General features: G+C 63.3%; 17 protein-coding genes, 1 other RNA gene and 1 pseudogene. 10 read left to right on the forward strand and 9 right to left on the reverse strand.

Features of this window, described 5'->3' with window-relative positions; all coding sequences use genetic code 11:
• Nucleotides 1-7: 7 nt before the first annotated feature.
• Nucleotides 8-910: a dienelactone hydrolase family protein gene (locus AC04SI_RS03955; protein WP_488473937.1), complete on the forward strand. Its 903-nt coding sequence runs from the start codon at nucleotides 8-10 to the stop codon at nucleotides 908-910.
• Nucleotides 911-922: 12 nt separating this feature from the next.
• Here AC04SI_RS03955 and AC04SI_RS03960 read toward each other — a convergent pair whose 3' ends face one another.
• Nucleotides 923-1,828 (reverse strand): EamA family transporter, encoded by a 906-nt coding sequence (locus tag AC04SI_RS03960; RefSeq protein ID WP_488473938.1) that lies wholly within the window; start codon nucleotides 1,826-1,828, stop codon nucleotides 923-925.
• Between the two features lie 89 nt (nucleotides 1,829-1,917).
• Between AC04SI_RS03960 and AC04SI_RS03965 the strand changes: the two are divergent.
• Nucleotides 1,918-2,396, forward strand: a pseudogene (locus AC04SI_RS03965) (Lrp/AsnC family transcriptional regulator).
• Nucleotides 2,397-2,521: 125 nt separating this feature from the next.
• Here the strand turns inward: AC04SI_RS03965 and AC04SI_RS03970 are convergent.
• Both AC04SI_RS03970 and AC04SI_RS03975 read right to left on the reverse strand, forming a co-directional pair.
• Nucleotides 2,522-2,719, reverse strand: a complete 198-nt coding sequence (locus AC04SI_RS03970; protein ID WP_192180881.1) for a hypothetical protein — start codon at nucleotides 2,717-2,719, stop codon at nucleotides 2,522-2,524.
• A 143-nt stretch (nucleotides 2,720-2,862) separates the two neighbouring features.
• Nucleotides 2,863-3,348 carry a thioesterase family protein gene (locus AC04SI_RS03975; RefSeq protein WP_488473939.1) on the reverse strand — a complete coding sequence of 162 codons (486 nt, stop codon included), beginning with the start codon at nucleotides 3,346-3,348 and terminating at the stop codon, nucleotides 2,863-2,865.
• A gap of 101 nt (nucleotides 3,349-3,449) precedes the next feature.
• Here AC04SI_RS03975 and AC04SI_RS03980 point away from each other — a divergent pair, with 101 nt between their 5' ends.
• Entirely contained in the window at nucleotides 3,450-4,862 is a 1,413-nt protein-coding gene (locus AC04SI_RS03980) for an FAD-binding oxidoreductase (protein WP_436172444.1), read from the forward strand.
• A gap of 86 nt (nucleotides 4,863-4,948) precedes the next feature.
• Nucleotides 4,949-9,001 carry an AsmA family protein gene (locus tag AC04SI_RS03985; RefSeq protein ID WP_488473940.1) on the forward strand — a complete coding sequence of 1,351 codons (4,053 nt, stop codon included), beginning with the start codon at nucleotides 4,949-4,951 and terminating at the stop codon, nucleotides 8,999-9,001.
• Between the two features lie 87 nt (nucleotides 9,002-9,088).
• Here AC04SI_RS03985 and AC04SI_RS03990 read toward each other — a convergent pair whose 3' ends face one another.
• From AC04SI_RS03990 to AC04SI_RS04005, 4 genes are all read right to left on the reverse strand, one after another.
• Nucleotides 9,089-9,319: a ribbon-helix-helix domain-containing protein gene (locus tag AC04SI_RS03990; protein ID WP_488473941.1), complete on the reverse strand. Its 231-nt coding sequence runs from the start codon at nucleotides 9,317-9,319 to the stop codon at nucleotides 9,089-9,091.
• A gap of 10 nt (nucleotides 9,320-9,329) precedes the next feature.
• On the reverse strand, nucleotides 9,330-9,527 hold the full coding sequence (locus tag AC04SI_RS03995; protein ID WP_404275545.1) for a DUF4169 family protein: 198 nt from the start codon (nucleotides 9,525-9,527) through the stop codon (nucleotides 9,330-9,332).
• An 18-nt stretch (nucleotides 9,528-9,545) separates the two neighbouring features.
• Nucleotides 9,546-10,079, reverse strand: a complete 534-nt coding sequence (locus AC04SI_RS04000; RefSeq protein ID WP_006204915.1) for an SspB family protein — start codon at nucleotides 10,077-10,079, stop codon at nucleotides 9,546-9,548.
• Between the two features lie 118 nt (nucleotides 10,080-10,197).
• The gene (locus AC04SI_RS04005; protein ID WP_404275548.1) at nucleotides 10,198-10,887 is read right to left on the reverse strand and encodes a TetR/AcrR family transcriptional regulator; all 690 of its coding nucleotides are present in this window, start codon (nucleotides 10,885-10,887) and stop codon (nucleotides 10,198-10,200) included.
• A gap of 209 nt (nucleotides 10,888-11,096) precedes the next feature.
• Here AC04SI_RS04005 and AC04SI_RS04010 point away from each other — a divergent pair, with 209 nt between their 5' ends.
• The gene (locus AC04SI_RS04010; RefSeq protein WP_404275550.1) at nucleotides 11,097-12,302 is read left to right on the forward strand and encodes a multidrug effflux MFS transporter; all 1,206 of its coding nucleotides are present in this window, start codon (nucleotides 11,097-11,099) and stop codon (nucleotides 12,300-12,302) included.
• 139 nt (nucleotides 12,303-12,441) lie between these two features.
• Here AC04SI_RS04010 and ssrA read toward each other — a convergent pair.
• Nucleotides 12,442-12,801, reverse strand: a transfer-messenger RNA (tmRNA) gene (gene ssrA / locus AC04SI_RS04015).
• 168 nt (nucleotides 12,802-12,969) lie between these two features.
• Here ssrA and AC04SI_RS04020 point away from each other — a divergent pair.
• Together AC04SI_RS04020 and AC04SI_RS04025 are read left to right on the forward strand one after the other, a co-directional pair.
• Nucleotides 12,970-13,281, forward strand: coding sequence for a DUF2853 family protein (locus tag AC04SI_RS04020; RefSeq protein WP_192180890.1), 312 nt, complete (start codon nucleotides 12,970-12,972; stop codon nucleotides 13,279-13,281).
• Nucleotides 13,282-13,532: 251 nt separating this feature from the next.
• The gene (locus AC04SI_RS04025) at nucleotides 13,533-14,327 is read left to right on the forward strand and encodes a thymidylate synthase (protein ID WP_404275842.1); all 795 of its coding nucleotides are present in this window, start codon (nucleotides 13,533-13,535) and stop codon (nucleotides 14,325-14,327) included.
• Between the two features lie 38 nt (nucleotides 14,328-14,365).
• Here AC04SI_RS04025 and AC04SI_RS04030 read toward each other — a convergent pair whose 3' ends face one another.
• Nucleotides 14,366-14,572 carry a TOBE domain-containing protein gene (locus tag AC04SI_RS04030; RefSeq protein WP_006204920.1) on the reverse strand — a complete coding sequence of 69 codons (207 nt, stop codon included), beginning with the start codon at nucleotides 14,570-14,572 and terminating at the stop codon, nucleotides 14,366-14,368.
• Nucleotides 14,573-14,733: 161 nt separating this feature from the next.
• Between AC04SI_RS04030 and modA the strand changes: the two genes are divergently transcribed.
• From modA to modC, 3 genes are read left to right on the forward strand one after another with little or no spacing between them, the layout of a single operon-like run.
• Nucleotides 14,734-15,522 (forward strand): molybdate ABC transporter substrate-binding protein, encoded by a 789-nt coding sequence (gene modA / locus AC04SI_RS04035; protein WP_404275552.1) that lies wholly within the window; start codon nucleotides 14,734-14,736, stop codon nucleotides 15,520-15,522.
• A 16-nt stretch (nucleotides 15,523-15,538) separates the two neighbouring features.
• Nucleotides 15,539-16,243: a molybdate ABC transporter permease subunit gene (gene modB, locus AC04SI_RS04040; protein WP_404275554.1), complete on the forward strand. Its 705-nt coding sequence runs from the start codon at nucleotides 15,539-15,541 to the stop codon at nucleotides 16,241-16,243.
• Complete coding sequence (gene modC / locus AC04SI_RS04045; RefSeq protein ID WP_488473942.1) at nucleotides 16,240-17,352, forward strand: molybdenum ABC transporter ATP-binding protein; 1,113 nt, start codon at nucleotides 16,240-16,242, stop codon at nucleotides 17,350-17,352. Before modB ends, modC begins: the two co-directional genes overlap by 4 nt.
• The last annotated feature ends 65 nt before the right edge of the window (nucleotides 17,353-17,417 follow it).

A 17,417-nucleotide genomic window follows, 5' to 3' on the forward strand; every position in this document is an offset into this window, starting at 1 on the left:
ACGTGCCATGACAAAGTCCGCCACCAGGCCCGAAGCCGCCAGGCCTGCCATCACCCAGGCGATGATCGACGCCTATGACGAATACACGCACCTGACGCTCGACCGCCGCCGCTTCATGGAACAGTTGACCAGGCTTGCCGGATCGGGTGCCGCGGCCGCTGCGATCGTGCCGTTGCTGGCGGCAAATTCCGCCAAGGCGGCGATCGTGGCCGAGGACGATCCACGGGTGAAGGGGCAGGACATCACCTATCCCGGCAGCGGCGGCGAGATGAAAGGTTATCTGGTCAAGCCGGCGGACCAGACCGGCAAGCTCGGCACGGTCATCGTTGTGCATGAGAACAGGGGACTCAATCCGCATATCAGGGACGTGGCGCGGCGCGTGGCGCTGGAAGGGTTCGTGGCACTGGCGCCGGACTTTTTGTCGCCGCTCGGCGGCACGCCAGGCGACGAGGACAAGGCGCGCGACTTGTTCACGAAGCTCGATCCGGCGCAGACAGGAGCCAATGCCGTGGCAACGGTCGCGTTCCTCAAGGGCGACAAGGACGGCAATGGCAAGGTTGGCGCCGTCGGCTTCTGCTGGGGCGGTGGTACGGTGAACACGCTGGCTGTCAATTCGCCGGACCTCGGTGCCGGGGTCGCCTATTACGGCATGCAGCCGAAAGCCGAGGATGTGCCTAAGATCAAGGCGGCGCTGCTGCTGCATTATGCGGGGCTGGACGAGCGCATCAATGCCGGGATTGATGCCTACAAGAAGGCGCTCGATGCGGCCCATGTCGAATACACGGTCTACGTTTATGACGGCGTCAATCATGCCTTCAACAACGACACTTCGGCGGCGCGCTACGACAAGAAGGCGGCGGATCTGGCCTGGGGACGAACGGTAGCTTTCCTGAAGGAGAAACTGGCGTAGCCTCGCGGCGGATCACTTTGGCGCCGGTCTGTGCACGGCGACGCCGGCGACCACCAGCGCGATGCCGAGGCAGTCGGTGAGGCTGGGGATCTGGCGAAGCACGACGACGCCGATCAGCGTCGCCGTGACCGGCAGCAGCGACAGCATCAGCGCGAAGCTCGCGCGCGGCAGCCGCGACATGGCGAGCTGGTCGCAGATATAGGGGATGACCGACGAGCAGATGCCGACGCCGATGGCCGCGAGCAGTAGTGGCGGCGACGAAAAGGCGGGCAGCGCATCGGTGAAGCCGATGGGCAGCACCATAAAGAAAGCGATCGCCATGGCCGCGCCAAGCGCGGCGATGCCGCCGCCGGCGCCTGAAGCGGCGATGCGGTGGCCGAGCACGATGTAGCAGACAAACAGCGCACCGTTGAGGAAGGCCCAGAATAGGCCGACCGGATCATCCGACCATTTGACGTCGATCAAAAGCAAAGTGCCCGTGACGGCCACGGCAAGCGCGGCGAGATTGCGCGGGCTGCGCAGGCCGACAAGCGCAACGCCGATGGTGCCGACGAATTCGATCGCCGCCACCAGCGAAATCGGCAAGCGGTCCAGTGCCAGGTAGAACGAACAGTTCATCACCGCCAGGCAGGCGCCGAAAGCCAGAAGCAGCAGCCGTGCCGACCGGTCGGCGTGGGCGAAGACCGACCACGGCCGGGTCAATGGCGCAAAGACGAGGGCGGCGGTGGCGATGCGCAGCCACGCCATGCCGAGTACGCCGACATGCGGGAAAAGCAGCACGGCAAAGGCCGGCCCCAGATAATGGAACACCGCGCTGACGCCGAACCAGACATGTGGCGGCAGGGAGGCCGCCATCGTGCCGAAGGCAGGGCCGGCGAGGGCAGGGTGCGTGGCCGGGGCTTGCGTTTGATCTTCCATGCGATCAGTATCGCAGGCAGATTTCTCGATTTATATGGATGAAGATCGACTTTCTCGATAATTGTCTTTCTGGATGAAAGGAGTTTTCCTTGAAACGCCTTCGAAACGAAAATCCCGAACTCGACGCTGCGGACCTGAAGATCCTTCGCCTGCTGGAAAAGGATGCGCGCACCAGCACGGCTGAACTGGCGCGTGCCGTCGGTCTGTCGGCGCCGAGCGTGGCCGAGCGAATCAAGCGGCTGCAGGAGAACGGCGTCATCGAGATCTATACGGTCCGGATCAATCCGGCCGCCCTGGCATGAAGCTGTCCGCCTGGCTGCGCATCAGGCCGGTGCCGGGACAATTGGCTGTTGTTGCCGACATCATCCGCGACCTGCCCGAGATCGCGCAATGCGACCGGGTGACCGGCGAGGACTGCTTCATTGCGCTGGCCCATGTCGGCTCGGTGGCCGAGCTCGAACGCGTGATCGACCGCATCATCCCCTACGCGATGACCAACACCGCGATCATCCAGTCGTCACCGGTGGTGACGCGTTCGCCTTTGGGGGCGCTCAAGCGCCAGCCTTGATGTTCAGAGAATGAAGTGCGCGCCGGCGTTAGAGCGGTTCGGCTTCCGATAGGTGACCCGCTCTAAGTATTTGTTTTTACGCAATTCCGGACGGAAAACCGCTGCGCACTTTTCCTGGAACTGCTCTAGATATGACCGCGTTTCATGCGCGCCTGCTTCAGGATGGCGCGCCAGCGGATCATGTCGAAGGGGATCGGCTCGTTGTTGTTGGCGATATGAAAGATCTCGTTGTTGACGTTCTTGAGCGAGCGCCAGAAATCATAGTCGGTGATGCGTGGATCGGCCGCCAGCCTGTCCACTTCGACCTTGATGTCGGTTTTCATGCACGTTCCTCGAACCGCCTTGCCCGCCGCCGGTACCGCAACCCGATGCGTACGTTTTCAAACGCCTCACTGAGTCGTTCAACGACTCAATTGGCTTGTTCACGTTAAAACCTCGGTAAGGTTAACGTGGGCGCCAGGCAGCTTCAAGCAGTCTTGCGGCGAATCCCGATCGAGCGGCCGGCGCGTTCCGGCATCGGCAGCTCGGCATGGGCTGATCGCATCGCTTCCACCTTTGCAAGGACGTCGGCCGGGAAGGGCGCCACCTTCGGCCCGGACATGTCGACATGCAGCGACAGCGATTCGGAGGTGGCGGCGAGCCAGCCGTCGACATGGCGGATCTCCTGGTAGACGCGGAGCCGCTTGTCGTCATGGTCGATGAGTTGGAAGGAGACCACGACCTTGTGCTCCAGGTGCAGTTCCTGGACGTAGCAGACGTGGACTTCGGCCGTGTAGATGGTCAGCCGCCGCTCCTTGGCGTAGTTCGGCCCCATCCCCATCATCTCGAAGGCGTCGTCCGAGCAGCGGTCGAACAGCACGTTGTAATAGGCCATGTTGAGATGGCCGTTGTAGTCGATCCAGTCCTTCTCGATATCCATGGCCCGAGATACGAACGGGGCGGGGTTTGGCATCTTGTTTTCCTTCTGGATAGCTGGACAGGGCGTGGCAGGTGAGACTACGCATCCATAGCTACACAACAAGGGTGGCCGCTGGTCCATTCGCGGAGGAATTCATGGCTCTGAGCGACCTCAATCCGGTCGAGCGCAACGAGGAGGGCATCGCCGCCGTGCTCGGCATCCTCAAGCAGACGCTCGGCGAGCGCTTCCAGACCGGCGAGGCGATCCGTGCCCAGCATGCCCACACCACCACCTATATCCCGACGCAGGCACCCGATGGCGTCGCCTTTGTCGAGACAACGGCGGAAGTGCAGGAGATCGTGCGCGCCTGTGCCACGCACCGCGTGCCGGTGATCGCCTTCGGCGTCGGCTCGTCGCTCGAGGGACACACCAACGCGCCGGGCGGCGGCATTTCCATCGACACGTCGCGGATGAACCGCATCCTTTCGGTCAATCCGCAGGATCTCGATTGCACCGTCGAGCCCGGCGTGACGCGCGAGGACCTTAACCGGCATCTGCGCGACACCGGCCTATTCTTCCCGATCGACCCCGGCGCCAATGCCTCGCTCGGCGGCATGGCGGCGACACGCGCGTCCGGAACCAACGCCGTGCGCTACGGCACGATGCGCGAGAACGTGCTGTCGCTGACAGCGGTCATGGCCGATGGCGAAGCGGTGACGACCGGCAAGCGGGCGAAGAAGAGCTCGGCCGGCTACGACCTGACGCGGCTCTTGGTCGGCTCGGAGGGCACGCTTGGCATCATCACGGCGCTGACGCTGAAGCTGCAGGGCATCCCGCAGGCGATCTCCGGCGGCGTCTGCCCGTTTCCCAGCCTGGAGGCTGCCTGCAATGCGGTGATCGCCACCATCCAAATGGGCATTCCGGTGGCGCGCATCGAGCTGGTCAACGCGCTGCAGATGCGGGCGATGAAAAATTACTCCAAGCTCGACTATCCGGAGAGCCCGTGCCTGTTCGTCGAATTCCACGGCAGCGACGCGGGCGTCGCCGAGCAGGCGGAGACCTTTGGCATGATCGCCGAGGAGAATGGCGGCGGGCCGTTCCTCTGGACCAGCGTCGCCGAGGAGCGGACGAAACTTTGGAAGGCCAGGCACGATGCCTATTGGTCGTCGCTGACGCTGCGGCCCGGCGCCAAGGGGCTGTCGACCGATGTCTGCGTGCCGATCTCGCGCTTTGCCGAATGCGTCACGGAGACCGAGGCCGATATCGCCGAGATGGGGCTGGTCGCGCCAATCGTCGGCCATGCCGGCGACGGCAACTTCCATGTGCTGGTGCTGATGGATGTCGACAACCCGCAAGAGATCGCGCTGGCGGAAAAATTTGTCGCCAGGCTCAACATGCGGGCGATCGCCATGGAAGGCACCTGCACCGGCGAGCACGGCATCGGGCAAGGCAAGATCGGCTTCCTGCGCCACGAACTTGGCCACGGCGTCGACATCATGCGCACGATCAAGCAGGCGCTCGATCCGCTTAACATCATGAACCCGGGCAAGATATTGCCTGGCAAATAGACAGCAGCGGTAATCGAATTGCCTCTTTATAGACACGCGGATGCGGGTAGAGTGCGGCTGATTTTCAATCAACCCAATCGGAGCAGATGCTCGCACGCCTGTTAGTGATCTTCGGTGGCCTTTTCGTGCTGGTGCTGTGCGCGGCGCTGGTGGTGCCGCATTTCGTCGACTGGACAGGCTACCGTGCCGATTTCGAGCGCGAGGCGAGCGCCATTCTCGGCCGCAAGGTCACCGTGCAAGGTGACGCCACGGCGAGGCTGCTGCCGTTTCCTTCTGTGACTTTTTCCAATGTCGCGGTTGCCGGCGGCCCCGGCGGCCAACCGGCGATGACCGTCGAGACATTTTCGATGGATGCGGAGTTGGCGCCGTTCCTGAGCGGTGAGGTGCTGATCTTCGACATGCGGCTGGTGCGGCCGAAGGCGACGATCGATATCGCCGCCGACGGCACGGTCGACTGGGCGATGCGGCCGACCTCGCCCTTCGACATCAACCAGATTTCGATCGAGAAGCTGACGGTGACCGAGGGAGAGGTCGCGTTGCGCCATGCCGCCGGCGGGCGCGATCATCTGATTTCCGAGATCAACTCGACCATCTCGGCCAAGTCGCTCGCCGGGCCTTGGCGGATGGACGGCTCGCTGCGCTTCGACGGCCTGCGCACGGAGGTCATCGCGTCGACCGGCAAGGCGGAGGGCAATGGGCAGATGCGGCTTCGGCTCAAGGCCGATCCGGACGCCTATCCGCTGGTCATCGAGGCCGATGGCAATGCCGGCATCGTCAAGGGCGCCGCGGTGTATTCGGGTCAGTTCAAGATCTCGGCTGCCGACAAAAATGGCTCCGACAAGAATGGCTCCGACAAGAATGGCTCCGGCAAGAATGACGCCGACAAGAATTCGGCCGAGCTGCGCGGCACCGATGGCGAGCCGGTGAAGGTCTCGACCGGTAAGCCGGATCCCGGCTTCCGGCTCAACGGCAAGTTCTCGCTCGATCACCACAAACTTTCCTTCGATGAGTTCCGCTTCGAGACCGGGCCGCTCGACAATCCCTATACGGCCGACGGCAAGGCTTCGGTCGATCTCGGGATCGATCCGCGCTTCGCGATCGAAGCCAATGGCGCGCAGGTGCAGTTCGACGAGGCCGTGGGTGCCGCCGGCGCCGGGCTGACGCTGTCGCAGCGGGTCGACGCGCTGGAGCGGGCGCTGCTGCAAATGCCCAAGCCGACCATACCGGGCACCGTCGAGGTCAAGTTGCCAGCGGTGGTGGCTGGCGACACGACGGTGCGCGACGTGCACCTGTCGGCCGAGCCGACCGATGGCGGCTGGTCGGTCAAGTCGCTGGCCGCGACGCTGCCCGGCCGCGCCACGCTGGAAGCCAACGGCATGCTCAGCGTCCAGGATCACTTTGGCTTCACCGGCTCGCTGCTCCTCGCCGTGGCGCAGCCGTCCGGTTTCGCCGCCTGGCTGTCGAAGGATGTCGACGAGGCGATCCGCCGGCTGCCCGCCGCCGGCTTCAAGGCCAAGGTCGATCTCAGCGAGAAGCGCCAGGCGTTCAGCGATCTCGAACTGATCCTCGGCAAGGCGAAGTTTTCCGGCCGCATCGATTCCAGCCAGGCCGACGACGCCAGACCGTCGGTGCTGATGCGGCTGGAGGGCGGCGAGCTCGACGTCGACGGGCTGACGGCCTTCGCCTCGATCTTCGTCAGCGACAAGGGCGCCAACCGCTTTTCGGACCGCGATCTCGATTTTCAGATCAAGGCCGGGCCGGTCAGCGCTGGCGGCCTGACCGCCGACACGGTCGATACGGCGCTGAGGCTGCGCCAAGGCCTGCTCGAAATCGATAGACTGTCGGTAGGCGGACTGGCCGGCGCCTCGATCAGTGCCACCGGCCGGATTAAGGATTTCCCGGCAAGCCCGACCGGCAAGCTCGACGCCTCGGTGGTCGCCGTCGATCTGAAGCCGCTGGTCGATGTCGCCACGCAGCACTATCCTGGCAACGAGGTGCTGAAGGGCCTGGCGGCCCGCGCAGCCGCCTATCCCGAGCTGTTCCAGGACGCCCGCATCGATCTGGTGACGAGTGCGGCCGACAATGGCGACGGCACGACGGGGCTGGCAGTGAGCGCACAGGGCAAGGCCGGCGGCTCGGCCTTTTCGGCATCGCTTTCCGGCAAGGGGGCGGCCGACAGGCTTCTCGAGGCGCCGGTGATGCTGACCTTCAATGCCAGGAATGCCGACGCCACGGCGCTGCTCGCGCTTTATGGTTTGCCGGCGCTGCCGCTTGGCATGCTTGGCCAGGCAACCACCGAAATCTCGGCGAAAGGTACGTTTGGCGGTGGCCTTGCGACGAGCTTCACCCTTACGGGCGACGATTTCCGGGCGGCGTTCGAGGGAACGGTTGCCGAGACGCCGCAAGGGGCGACCGCAAAGGGCAAGATCAGCCTCTACGCCGCCGACATCGAGCCGTGGCTGATGACGACCGGCGTCGGATTGCCCGGCATGGGCACCGGCATGTCGGCATCGCTCACGTCACAGGCCGACTATGGCAATGGTCTGCTGGTGCTGGACGAATTCAGCGGCGCCCTCAACGAAGCGGCGGTTTCCGGCGACGTCAATGTCGACGTGAAGGACGGGGTGCCGCATCTGGCCGGGGCGCTGGCGCTCGACGAACTCGACCTCGACCCGATGGCGGTGGCGCTGTTCGGCGACCAGTCCCTCCTCGCCGGCAAAGGTCCCTGGCCGACGGCGCCGTTCAGCCAGAAGCCCAACCTGCCGTTCACCGCCGATCTCGACCTTACCACCGCGGCACTTGCCGCCGGCCCGTTCGCCACCGCCTATGACGCGGCGCTGTCGCTGAAGCTCGACCAGGAGGGCATGCGCGTTTCCGACCTCAAGGCCAAGCTCTTCGGCGGCGAGCTGACCGGCCTGTTCGAACTGAAGAACAATGACGGCACCGGGCTTTTCTCCGGCCAGATGAAACTTGCCGGCGGGGATCTCTCGGCCGTGCTGCCGGGGGCCGGCTTGAGCGGCAGCGGCGATGTCTCGACGACGCTGTCGACCAGCGGCAAATCGGTCGATGCCATGGTGGCGGCGCTGTCCGGCTCGGGCACGGCGGCGCTGAAGGGCCTCGCCATCGCCGGCGTCAATCCCGATGCCTTCGGCGCCTTCATCGCCAAGGCCGATACGATCGGGCGCGATATCGATGCGGCCAAGACCGCCGGCTTTGCGCCTGAGATCGCCGCCGACGGCAGTTTCGCCGCGGGTGACACCGACATTGCCTTCACGCTTGCCGGCGGCATTCTGCGGGCGCCGCCGATCAGTCTCGAAAACCCGGCGGCAACGCTGTCTGCCGACATCTCTGCGGACCTGAACGCGAGCACCGTCGACGCAAGAGGGTCGATCACCTATCGGCCCGGCGACGAGGCGCTGGTCGGCTCCGACCCGGCGGTGAACTTCAGCGTCGTGGGCCCGCTCGGCGCTGCCAAGCGCCAGTTCGACAGCGAACCGCTGGCGCAATTCCTGACTCAGCGCGCGCTGGAGAAGGAGCAGCAGCGGGTCGAAGCGATGCAGGCGGCGCTGCTGGAGAAGCAGCGGCTGCGGCGCGAGGTGCGCTACTACGCCGCCCTGCAGACCGAACGCGACAGGGCGGCCGAGGAATTGCGGCGGCAAGAGGAAGAGGCGCGGCTGCAGGCCGAGGCCAAGGCAAAGGCTGAAGCCGAGGCAAAAGCCCAGGCCGAAGCCGAGGCAAAAGCCAAGGCGGAGGCTGACGCCAAGGCGCAAGCCGAAGCGGATGCCAAAGCCAAGGCCGATGCCGAAGCCCAAGCCCAAGCCCAAGCCCAAGCCCAAGCCGAGGCGGACGCGAAAGCCAAGGCCGATGCTGAAGCGAAGGCCAAGGCAGAGCAACAGGCGGCCGACGATGCGGCCAAGGCGCAGGCCGCGGAGCAGGAACGCCGGAAGGCGGAGGAGGCGACGCGGATCGCGTCGGAAGAAAAGGCCAGGCTCGAGGCCAAACGCAAGGCCGCCGAGCAGGCGTCAAAGGTCGACCGCTCACTTCCCGGCGTCAATGACAGTTCGGCTCCAGCGCCGCTGAAGCCCAAGGCCAATCCGTTCACGATCGACAATCTGCTGAAGTCGCTGGACGGCGGCTAGCAATTCCAGGAAGAGTGCATAGCGGTTTTCCGTCCGGAATGTGTAAAAACAAAGGATTAGTGCGGTTTAATCATTCGTTGAACCGCTCTAAGGAGAACCGCTCATCCCATGCTTCGCCCAGTCCAGCACATGCAGCCTGAGCGCGGAGGAGAGGTTGGCGTCGCGGGGGCGGGTCTCATCGATTTCGGCGACCAAAGCGGCAAGCGTCAGTTTGCGCGCCGCGGCGATGGCGACGAGATCGTCATAAAAGGGCTTTTCGAGCGAATAGCTGGTGCGGTGGCCGCGGATCGTCACCGAGCGTTTTTCGACCGGGTTCACTTGACAGCACTCACTGGTCGTCGCGACTGCCGGGCTTCTCGCGGCGATGGCCGGCGATGAATTTCCCGGCCTTGTCGGACGTCAGCCGGTCACGGTCCCGATCGGACCTGGACCGGCCGTGCAGCACCCGGTTCTGTTCGGCCAGCCGTTCTTTCTCGCTCCGCGCCTTCTGCTTGCGGGCCTGGCGGAGATTGACGACGTCGCCCATGTCGCGCCGCCTTTCGGATCACTTCTTGCGGAAGGCGTCGAGGGATACGACGTCGGCGCCCTTACCGGCTGCATCGGCCGCGGCAGGCTTCTTCTCGGCCTCGGCTGCAGCCTTCTTCTTCGACTCGGGCTTCTTCTCGACAACGGCGAGCGGTTCGGGAGCCGGTGCCGCCGGCTCGTCCTCTGCCGCGCCATCCGTTTTGACGTCGAATTCAAGTTCGAAATTGACGGACGGATCGTAGAAACCGCGCACGGCGGAGAAGGGGATCTCGAGTTTTTCCGGCACGTCGGAGAAGGACAGACCGACCTCGAAGCCGGTGTCGGTCACTTTCAGGTCCCAGTACTGGAACTGGATGACGATGGTCATCTGCTCGGGATAGCGCTCGCGCAGCCGCGAAGACACGCGCACGCCTGGTGCGCCGGTGAGGAAGGTGATGAAGAAATGATGGTTGCCGGGAAGGCCGGTGCGTGCGACTTCGGCCAGGACCTTGCGCATGACGCCGCGCAACGCCTCCTGGGCCAGAATGTCGTAGCGGATGTGGTCGTCGGCCATGTGGCGGTCGGGTTCCGTTGAATCGTGCGCCTAGCTGTAATCAAGCTTGAGCGCGGCGTAAACCGGATATAGATCGCAGGCGCCTCGAAGCGAAGGCCATTGGTGACGATTTGACGGCTCAGGCGCTGACCAGGGCGCTTTTTCTGGCCGCGTGACTCGCGCTCTTTTGTCTGCCGAAGGCGCTGAGGAAGGTGCGTACGCCATTGGTGGCGGACTGAAGCACCTCTTCGTCCTCAGGCATGGCGCCGAGCATGAAGGTTATCTGCAACTCGGCGTTGATCAGCGCAAGAAACTGGCGTGCTGCCACATCGGGATCCTCGATCGACAGGTGACCGGCATAGGCAAGACGGGCGAAGCGGGCGGCAAGCGCCGACCAGGTCCGGCCCGGCCCCTGTTCGCGCCATTCGGCAAAGAGTTCGGGATAGCGCTCGCCCTCGGTCTGGATCAGCTTGCGCAGGAACCTACCGTCGCGGTTGCAGATGCAGTTGCGGTTCATGCGCATGGCGAAGCCGATTAGATCGGCTTCGAGGTCGCTGGGCTGGTCGGGAAAGGTGGCGATGGTGGCAAAGATGCCGGCGTTGCAACGCTCGGTGAGGTCGCGCACGACAGCGACGAAGAGTTTCTCCTTGTCGCCATGGTGATTGTAGACCGTCTGGCGCGACACGCCGGCCTCGGCCGCGATCAGGTCGATATTGGCGCCGGCAAAGCCCTCGCGGCAAAAGACCGAGGCAGCAGCCTCGACAACTGAAATGCGTTTTGCCTCGTGGCTGCGTGGCGGGAAAATGTCAGGAGAAACGCCGAGCTTCATAAAAATCTATATAGCGGTGATTGACGAATTAGACAAGACTGTCTAATTTTGTGGACATAACATAAGGACATTTCGCGTCAGTGAGACGAATGAATTCGCTCTAGAGACGAACAAGTTCGCTCTGAGGTGTCGGAATGTCACGGGATGGAACGTCCTGGGGTTAGACGCCGGTTCACTGGCGGCAACCAGATTCGAAAGAAGCCCTTATCATGAGTCCCAAATTCCTCCGCATCGCGGTCGTGCTCGGCCTGTTGTCCGCCATCGGCCCGTTCGCCATCGACATGTACCTTCCGGCGCTGCCTTCGATCGGCGAGGATTTGCACGCCGGTACCTCGGCCGTGCAGATGAGCCTGCTGATCTTCTTCCTGTCGATGGGTTTTGGTCAGATACTGGTCGGACCGATCTCCGACATGGTCGGGCGCAAGTTGCCGCTCTACGGAGGTCTTGCGCTGTTCATGGTTGGCGGCGTCGGCTCGGCACTGGCACCTTCGATCGAGTGGCTGATCGCCTTCCGCTTCCTGCAAGGGCTCGGCGCCAGCGCCGGCATGGCTGTGCCGCGCGCCATCGTGCGTGACCTGCACACCGGCAACGAAGCCGCCAAGCTGATGTCCCTGCTGATGCTGGTGTTTTCGGTGTCGCCGATCCTGGCGCCACTGACCGGCAGCCAGATCATCGAGACGTTCGGCTGGCGCGCCGTGTTCTGGACGGTGACCGGTGCGGCAGCGCTCGCCACCATCCTGCTCGCGACTTCGCTCAAGGAGACACGCCCGGTCGAGGAACGCGCCGGCTCCTCCTTCGGCACGGCGCTGTCCGGTTACCGCTTCCTGATGAGCGACCGCAATTTCCTTGGCCTGGTGGCGATCGCCGGCTTCGGCATTGCGAGCTTCTTCGTCTATCTGTCGAGCTCGTCCTTCATCCTGATCGACCATTACGGGCTGTCGCCTTCGGTCTACAGCGTGTTCTTCTCGATCAATGCGGTCGCCTTCATCGGCATGTCGCAGCTGACTGGAATGCTGGCCGAGCGGTTTGGTCTTAGGCGCGTCGTACGTGTCGCGGTGACCGGCTATGCAACGACCATGGTCTTGCTGTTCGCCATCATGGCGACGGGTGTCGACCGGCTCGACGTGATGGCGGCGCTGCTGTTCGTCGGCTACGGCTTCCTCGGCCTGGTCATCCCGACGACTTCGGTGCTGGCCATGGAAGAGCATGGCGATATCGCCGGCACGGCCTCGGCGCTGATGGGCACGCTGCACTTCGCCATCGGCGCGCTGGCCATGGGTGTCGCCGGCCTGTTCTTCGACGGCACGCCGCTGCCGATGGTTGCCGGCATCACGCTGTGCGCGGTGATTTCGTTCAGCCTGGCCAAGGTGACGCTCGGCCGTTCGCGCGAAGCAGTCGAAGCGCCGGCGGAATAACTGACATCCATAGAAGCAAAGAGGCCGGGTCATTGCCGGCCTTTTTTGCGCCTGCCGCGGCCGTGTCTCACCCCAGCGGCAAGCGACGAGCAACGCCGAACGGTGTCAGGCCTTGGCTAACGCATGCATTGAAGGGAGAAGTGGAGGTTTCTGTTGCCAGGTACCTCCGAACCCCGCCTAGAAGTGCGAACCTCTAGGGCTTGATTTGAAGCGTTCGCACTGCATTAAGCAGCGAGACGAGCTTCCGCATAGTTGTCGTTGGCAACTATAAGTTTAGCCCGATAACGGTGGTACAATGCCGGGCAAAAGTACGATCTTTACACCTTCGTCGATCCTATTTCGCCCCCAGCAAAAGCCGCTCTTTTGAAAGAGCGGTTTTTGGTGGAGGCGCCGGGTACCGCCCCCGGGTCCGAACGGCTTATTTCATCGCCCATTTATCGCCATAGTCGGTCAAGCCGACAAAACGAATATAGGGGCCGATCGTGGAAAATGAAAGGCCGCAATGTCCTTTCGTGCGTGTGTCAAATTGGATCGTTGAGGGTTGACTTGCTCGCGTGCTCAACCGAAGCTTCCGAGCGGTGAGGAGTTTCAGCCTAGCGCACAAGTTGCGTCAGCGCGCCACAACCCTCATCGACCGGATCCGTGGCGCCGACGAGGGGAATTTTTCATGGCCGACTATCTTGCAGACGTGAAGAAGTACGACGCCGGCGCCAGCGCCGATGCGGTCGACAAGATCGTGAAGCATCTCGGCATTGCGCTGCGCAACCGGGATTCTTCCCTGGTGTCCTGCACCGATCCCAAGGAACTGGAGCGCGTCAGGGAGAACTGGGCCGCGAAGAAGCTCGGCGTCGCCGACGCCGGCAAGGCCGACGCGTCGATCGAAAAGACCTGCAAGGCGATGGCCGCCGACAACACCAAGAGCCGGGTGACCTTCTACTATCTGGTTGCGAAGGATCTGGGCAAGCTCGGCGCCCTCTGAGACCTTTTTGATAATTCTACTCTGGCGGCCGACTGACACGGTCTTCTGCGCTTCCGGTGCTCACGTACTTTAAGTACGCTCCGCTCCGGTTCTCGAAAACCACGCCATTCGACTGGCCAGGGCGAATTCTGAAAAAGGTCTGCACCGCATCGGCCCGAAACAGGGGCCAGGATGGTGAAGACTTCAGACAAGCGTGGCGTCAGCGCGTACTTGCGCTATGATTGGCGAAACCTCGAATCGAGCCGGAACCGATGCGCCAGTATCTCGACCTGTTGAAGCATGTGCTGGAAAACGGCGTCGATCGCGGCGACCGCACCGGCACGGGTACGCGCGGGGTGTTCGGTTACCAGATACGCTTCGACCTGTCGCGCGGCTTTCCGGTCACCACCACCAAGAAGCTGCATCTGAAGTCGATCATCCATGAGCTTCTGTGGTTCCTGGCCGGCGACACCAACATCAAATACCTCAAAGACAACGGCGTCTCCATCTGGGACGAATGGGCGGACGAGAATGGCGATCTCGGCCCGGTCTATGGCAAGCAATGGCGCTCCTGGCCGGACGGCCATGGCGGCGGGATCGACCAGATTGCTGGCCTTCTGAAGGAGATACGCAAGAATCCTAATTCACGTCGGCTGATCGTTTCGGCGTGGAACCCGGCCGAGGTGGAGGCGATGGCGCTGCCGCCCTGCCACTGCCTGTTCCAGTTCTACGTTTCTGAGAGCAGGCTCTCCTGCCAGCTCTACCAGCGCTCGGCCGATATCTTCCTCGGCGTTCCCTTCAACATCGCCTCCTATGCGCTGCTCACTATGATGGTGGCGCAGGTGACGGGGCTAAAGCCCGGTGATTTCGTCCACACGCTCGGCGACGCGCATCTCTATTCGAATCATTTCGAGCAGGCGCGCGAACAGTTGCAGCGCACGCCCAAGGCGCTGCCGACTATGTGGATCAATCCGGAGGTCAAGGACCTCTTCGCCTTCCGCTTCGAGGACTTCCGGCTGGAGAACTACTTCGCCGATGCGTCGATCAAGGCGCCGATCGCGGTCTGATCGGAAGCGCCAGGCCTTGCCTGGTGCTTTTCAATCCATCAGTCGATGCCGACCATGACGTCCGAGGCCTTGATCACGGCATAGGCTTGCTTGCCCCTTTCGAGCTTGAGGTCGTCCACCGCCTCATTGGTGATCGAAGCGGTGACGACGGCGCCTCCGATGTCGATGCGGACATGCGAAGTGGTGGCTCCCTTGACGATCTCGATGATCGTTCCCTTGAGAGTGTTGCGGGCGCTGATCTTCATGGGAGGCTCCATCGCTCTATCCGGTTAAGGTCATCGTAGGCCGAGAAAACCCCGGCATACAATGCCATAGCCCGCGAAAGCTCTTTCTTTGTTATATTCATACGGATATATCGATTGCAGGCTTTCAGCCGAACGGATTTTCAAACCCTGGGAGAGTTTTCATGCTTGATTTCGGGTTGAGGGCAATCGCCATCGGCGGGCTGACGGCAATTTTGATGGCAGCAGTGTCGGCCGCCCATGCCGAAGACAAGGTGGTCGTGTTTGCCGCCGCCAGCCTCAAGGACGCGCTCGATGCCGTCAACAAGGCCTGCGAGGCCGATGTCGGCGAAGCGGCGACCATCTCCTATGCGGCGAGCTCGGCGCTGGCCAAGCAGATCGAGGGGGGCGCGCCGGCCGATGTGTTCATCTCGGCCGACCTCGACTGGATGAAATACCTCTCCGAAAAGAAGCTGACCAAACCGGACACCGAAGTGAAGCTGCTCGGCAACCAGATCGTGCTGGTGGCGCCGAAGGATTCCAAGGCCGAGACCAAGATCGAAAAAGGTTTCGACCTCGCCAAGCTGATCGGCGACGGCAGGCTCGCCATGGGCGATTTCAAGGCGGTGCCGGCCGGCAAATACGGCAAGGCCGCACTCGAATCGCTCGGCGTCTGGTCCTCGGTCGAAGGTAAGGTGGCGCAGGCCGAGAATGTGCGCGCGGCACTGAAGCTGGTCTCGACCGGCGAAGCCCCGCTCGGCATCGTCTATGCCACCGACGCGCATGCCGAAAAGGGCGTGAAAGTGGTCGGCACCTTCCCCGTGGATTCGCATCCGTCGATCGTCTATCCGGTTGCCCAGACTGCGGATTCGAAGGACAAGGACACACCGGCCTTCCTGAAATGCCTTGAGTCCGCCAAGGCGGCCGAGCTTTTCAAGGCGCAGGGTTTCACCATCCTGGCGCCGAGCAACTGAGGCACGACACCAAGGCATGAACTGGCTGCTGGACCTCACTCCCGACGAATGGAATGCGGTCCGGCTGTCGATCAAGGTGGCGACGGTGGCGATGATCGCCAGCCTGCCGCCCGGCATATTGATCGCGCTGGTGCTGGCGCGCGGCCAGTTCTGGGGCAAGACCCTGCTCAACGGATTGGTGCACCTGCCACTGATCCTGCCGCCGGTGGTGACCGGCTATCTGCTGCTGCTGACCTTCGGCAGGCGCGGTCCGGCTGGCGCGTTCCTGGCCGAACATTTCGGCATTGTCTTTTCCTTTCGCTGGACGGGCGCAGCACTGGCCTGCGGCATCATGGGATTTCCCTTGATGGTGCGGGCGATCCGGCTGTCCGTCGAGGCGGTCGATCGCAAGATGGAAGCGGCGGCCGGAACGCTCGGCGCCAATCCGCTCTGGGTGTTTGCCACCATCACGTTGCCGCTGATCCTGCCCGGGCTGATCGCAGGCGCGATCCTGTCCTTCGCCAAGGCGATGGGCGAATTCGGCGCTACGATCACCTTCGTCTCCAACATCCCGAACGAGACTCAGACGCTGCCCTCAGCGATCTACACCTTCACGCAAGTGCCGGGCGGCGATGAAGGCGCGCTCCGGCTGACGCTGATTTCGATCGTCATCTCGATGGCCGCCCTTGTCGCCTCGGAGGTGCTGGCGCGGCGTATCGGCCGGCGGATGGACATCGAATGACGGTCCTGGTCGACATCAGCCACCGGCTTGGCGATTTCGCGGTCGACGCCAGCTTTGAGAGCGCCGGGCGGCTGACGGCACTGTTCGGGCCTTCGGGCTCGGGCAAGACGACGCTGATCAACCTGATCGCCGGGCTGATCCGCCCCGACAGGGGCCGGATCGCGATCGACGGGCGCAGGCTGGTCGATACCGATGCCGGTCTCTTCGTGCCCAAGCACAGACGCCGCATCGGCATGGTGTTCCAGGATGCGCGGCTCTTCCCGCATATGAGCGTCGCCGGCAATCTGCGCTATGGCCGCTGGTTCACGCCGGCAGCAGAACGCTATGCGGATTTCGATGCGGTCGTCGAGCTGCTCGGCATCGGCCATCTGCTCGACCGGCGGCCGGCAAAACTTTCCGGCGGCGAGAAGCAGCGCGTGGCGATCGGCCGGGCTTTGCTTGCCAGCCCGAAACTGCTGTTGATGGACGAGCCGCTGGCTTCACTGGATGAAGCCCGCAAGGCCGAGATCCTGCCCTATATCGAGCGGCTGCGCGACGAGACCAAAATCCCGATCGTCTATGTCAGCCATTCCGTCGCCGAGGTGGCGCGGCTGGCCAGCGACGTCGTGGTGCTGGCGCAAGGCCATGTCGTTGCCTCAGGAGCGACCGGAGCAATCATGCAGCGGCTCGACCTTTTGCCCGCCGAAGAGCGCGGCGAGGGCGGCGCGGTATTGGACACCAAGGTGCTGCGCCACGATGAGGCCTTCGGCATGAGCGTGCTTGGCTCGGCGGCGGGCGATATCCGCGTGCCGCGTCTGGCGGCACCGGTCGGGGCGCCGGTCCGCATCCGCATTCGTGCCCGCGACGTGATGATTGCCACCGAACCGCCGGTTGGCCTCAGTGCGCTCAACATACTGCCGGGAACGATTGTGGCCGTCAGGCCGGGGATGGGGCCCACGGTGGAAATCGCCATCGACTGCACTGGCGCAATCGTGCTGGCGCGCATCACCGAGCAGTCGAAACACACGCTGCGGCTCAGGCTTGGCGGCAAGGTCTTTGCCGTGATCAAGACGGTGAGCTTCGACAGCGCGACCACCGGTGCCGGGCTGCCGGTCGAGGCCGATGGATGACCAAAGGACAATACCGCTATGTTGCTTTGGAATAGCGATATGGCCACGGAAGGACTAGTCTGGAC

The organism is Mesorhizobium sp. CNPSo 4689 (assembly GCF_057784325.1).

Coding starts and splice junctions, on each gene's coding strand:
- AC04SI_RS03955 (WP_488473937.1), top strand. CDS start 8: ATGACAAAGTCCGCCACCAGGCCCGAAGCCGCCAGGCCTGCCATCACC.
- AC04SI_RS03960 (WP_488473938.1), bottom strand. CDS start 1,828: ATGGAAGATCAAACGCAAGCCCCGGCCACGCACCCTGCCCTCGCCGGC.
- AC04SI_RS03970 (WP_192180881.1), bottom strand. CDS start 2,719: ATGAAAACCGACATCAAGGTCGAAGTGGACAGGCTGGCGGCCGATCCA.
- AC04SI_RS03975 (WP_488473939.1), bottom strand. CDS start 3,348: ATGCCAAACCCCGCCCCGTTCGTATCTCGGGCCATGGATATCGAGAAG.
- AC04SI_RS03980 (WP_436172444.1), top strand. CDS start 3,450: ATGGCTCTGAGCGACCTCAATCCGGTCGAGCGCAACGAGGAGGGCATC.
- AC04SI_RS03985 (WP_488473940.1), top strand. CDS start 4,949: ATGCTCGCACGCCTGTTAGTGATCTTCGGTGGCCTTTTCGTGCTGGTG.
- AC04SI_RS03995 (WP_404275545.1), bottom strand. CDS start 9,527: ATGGGCGACGTCGTCAATCTCCGCCAGGCCCGCAAGCAGAAGGCGCGG.
- AC04SI_RS04000 (WP_006204915.1), bottom strand. CDS start 10,079: ATGGCCGACGACCACATCCGCTACGACATTCTGGCCCAGGAGGCGTTG.
- AC04SI_RS04005 (WP_404275548.1), bottom strand. CDS start 10,887: ATGAAGCTCGGCGTTTCTCCTGACATTTTCCCGCCACGCAGCCACGAG.
- AC04SI_RS04010 (WP_404275550.1), top strand. CDS start 11,097: ATGAGTCCCAAATTCCTCCGCATCGCGGTCGTGCTCGGCCTGTTGTCC.
- AC04SI_RS04020 (WP_192180890.1), top strand. CDS start 12,970: ATGGCCGACTATCTTGCAGACGTGAAGAAGTACGACGCCGGCGCCAGC.
- AC04SI_RS04025 (WP_404275842.1), top strand. CDS start 13,533: ATGCGCCAGTATCTCGACCTGTTGAAGCATGTGCTGGAAAACGGCGTC.
- AC04SI_RS04030 (WP_006204920.1), bottom strand. CDS start 14,572: ATGAAGATCAGCGCCCGCAACACTCTCAAGGGAACGATCATCGAGATC.
- modA (WP_404275552.1), top strand. CDS start 14,734: ATGCTTGATTTCGGGTTGAGGGCAATCGCCATCGGCGGGCTGACGGCA.
- modB (WP_404275554.1), top strand. CDS start 15,539: ATGAACTGGCTGCTGGACCTCACTCCCGACGAATGGAATGCGGTCCGG.
- modC (WP_488473942.1), top strand. CDS start 16,240: ATGACGGTCCTGGTCGACATCAGCCACCGGCTTGGCGATTTCGCGGTC.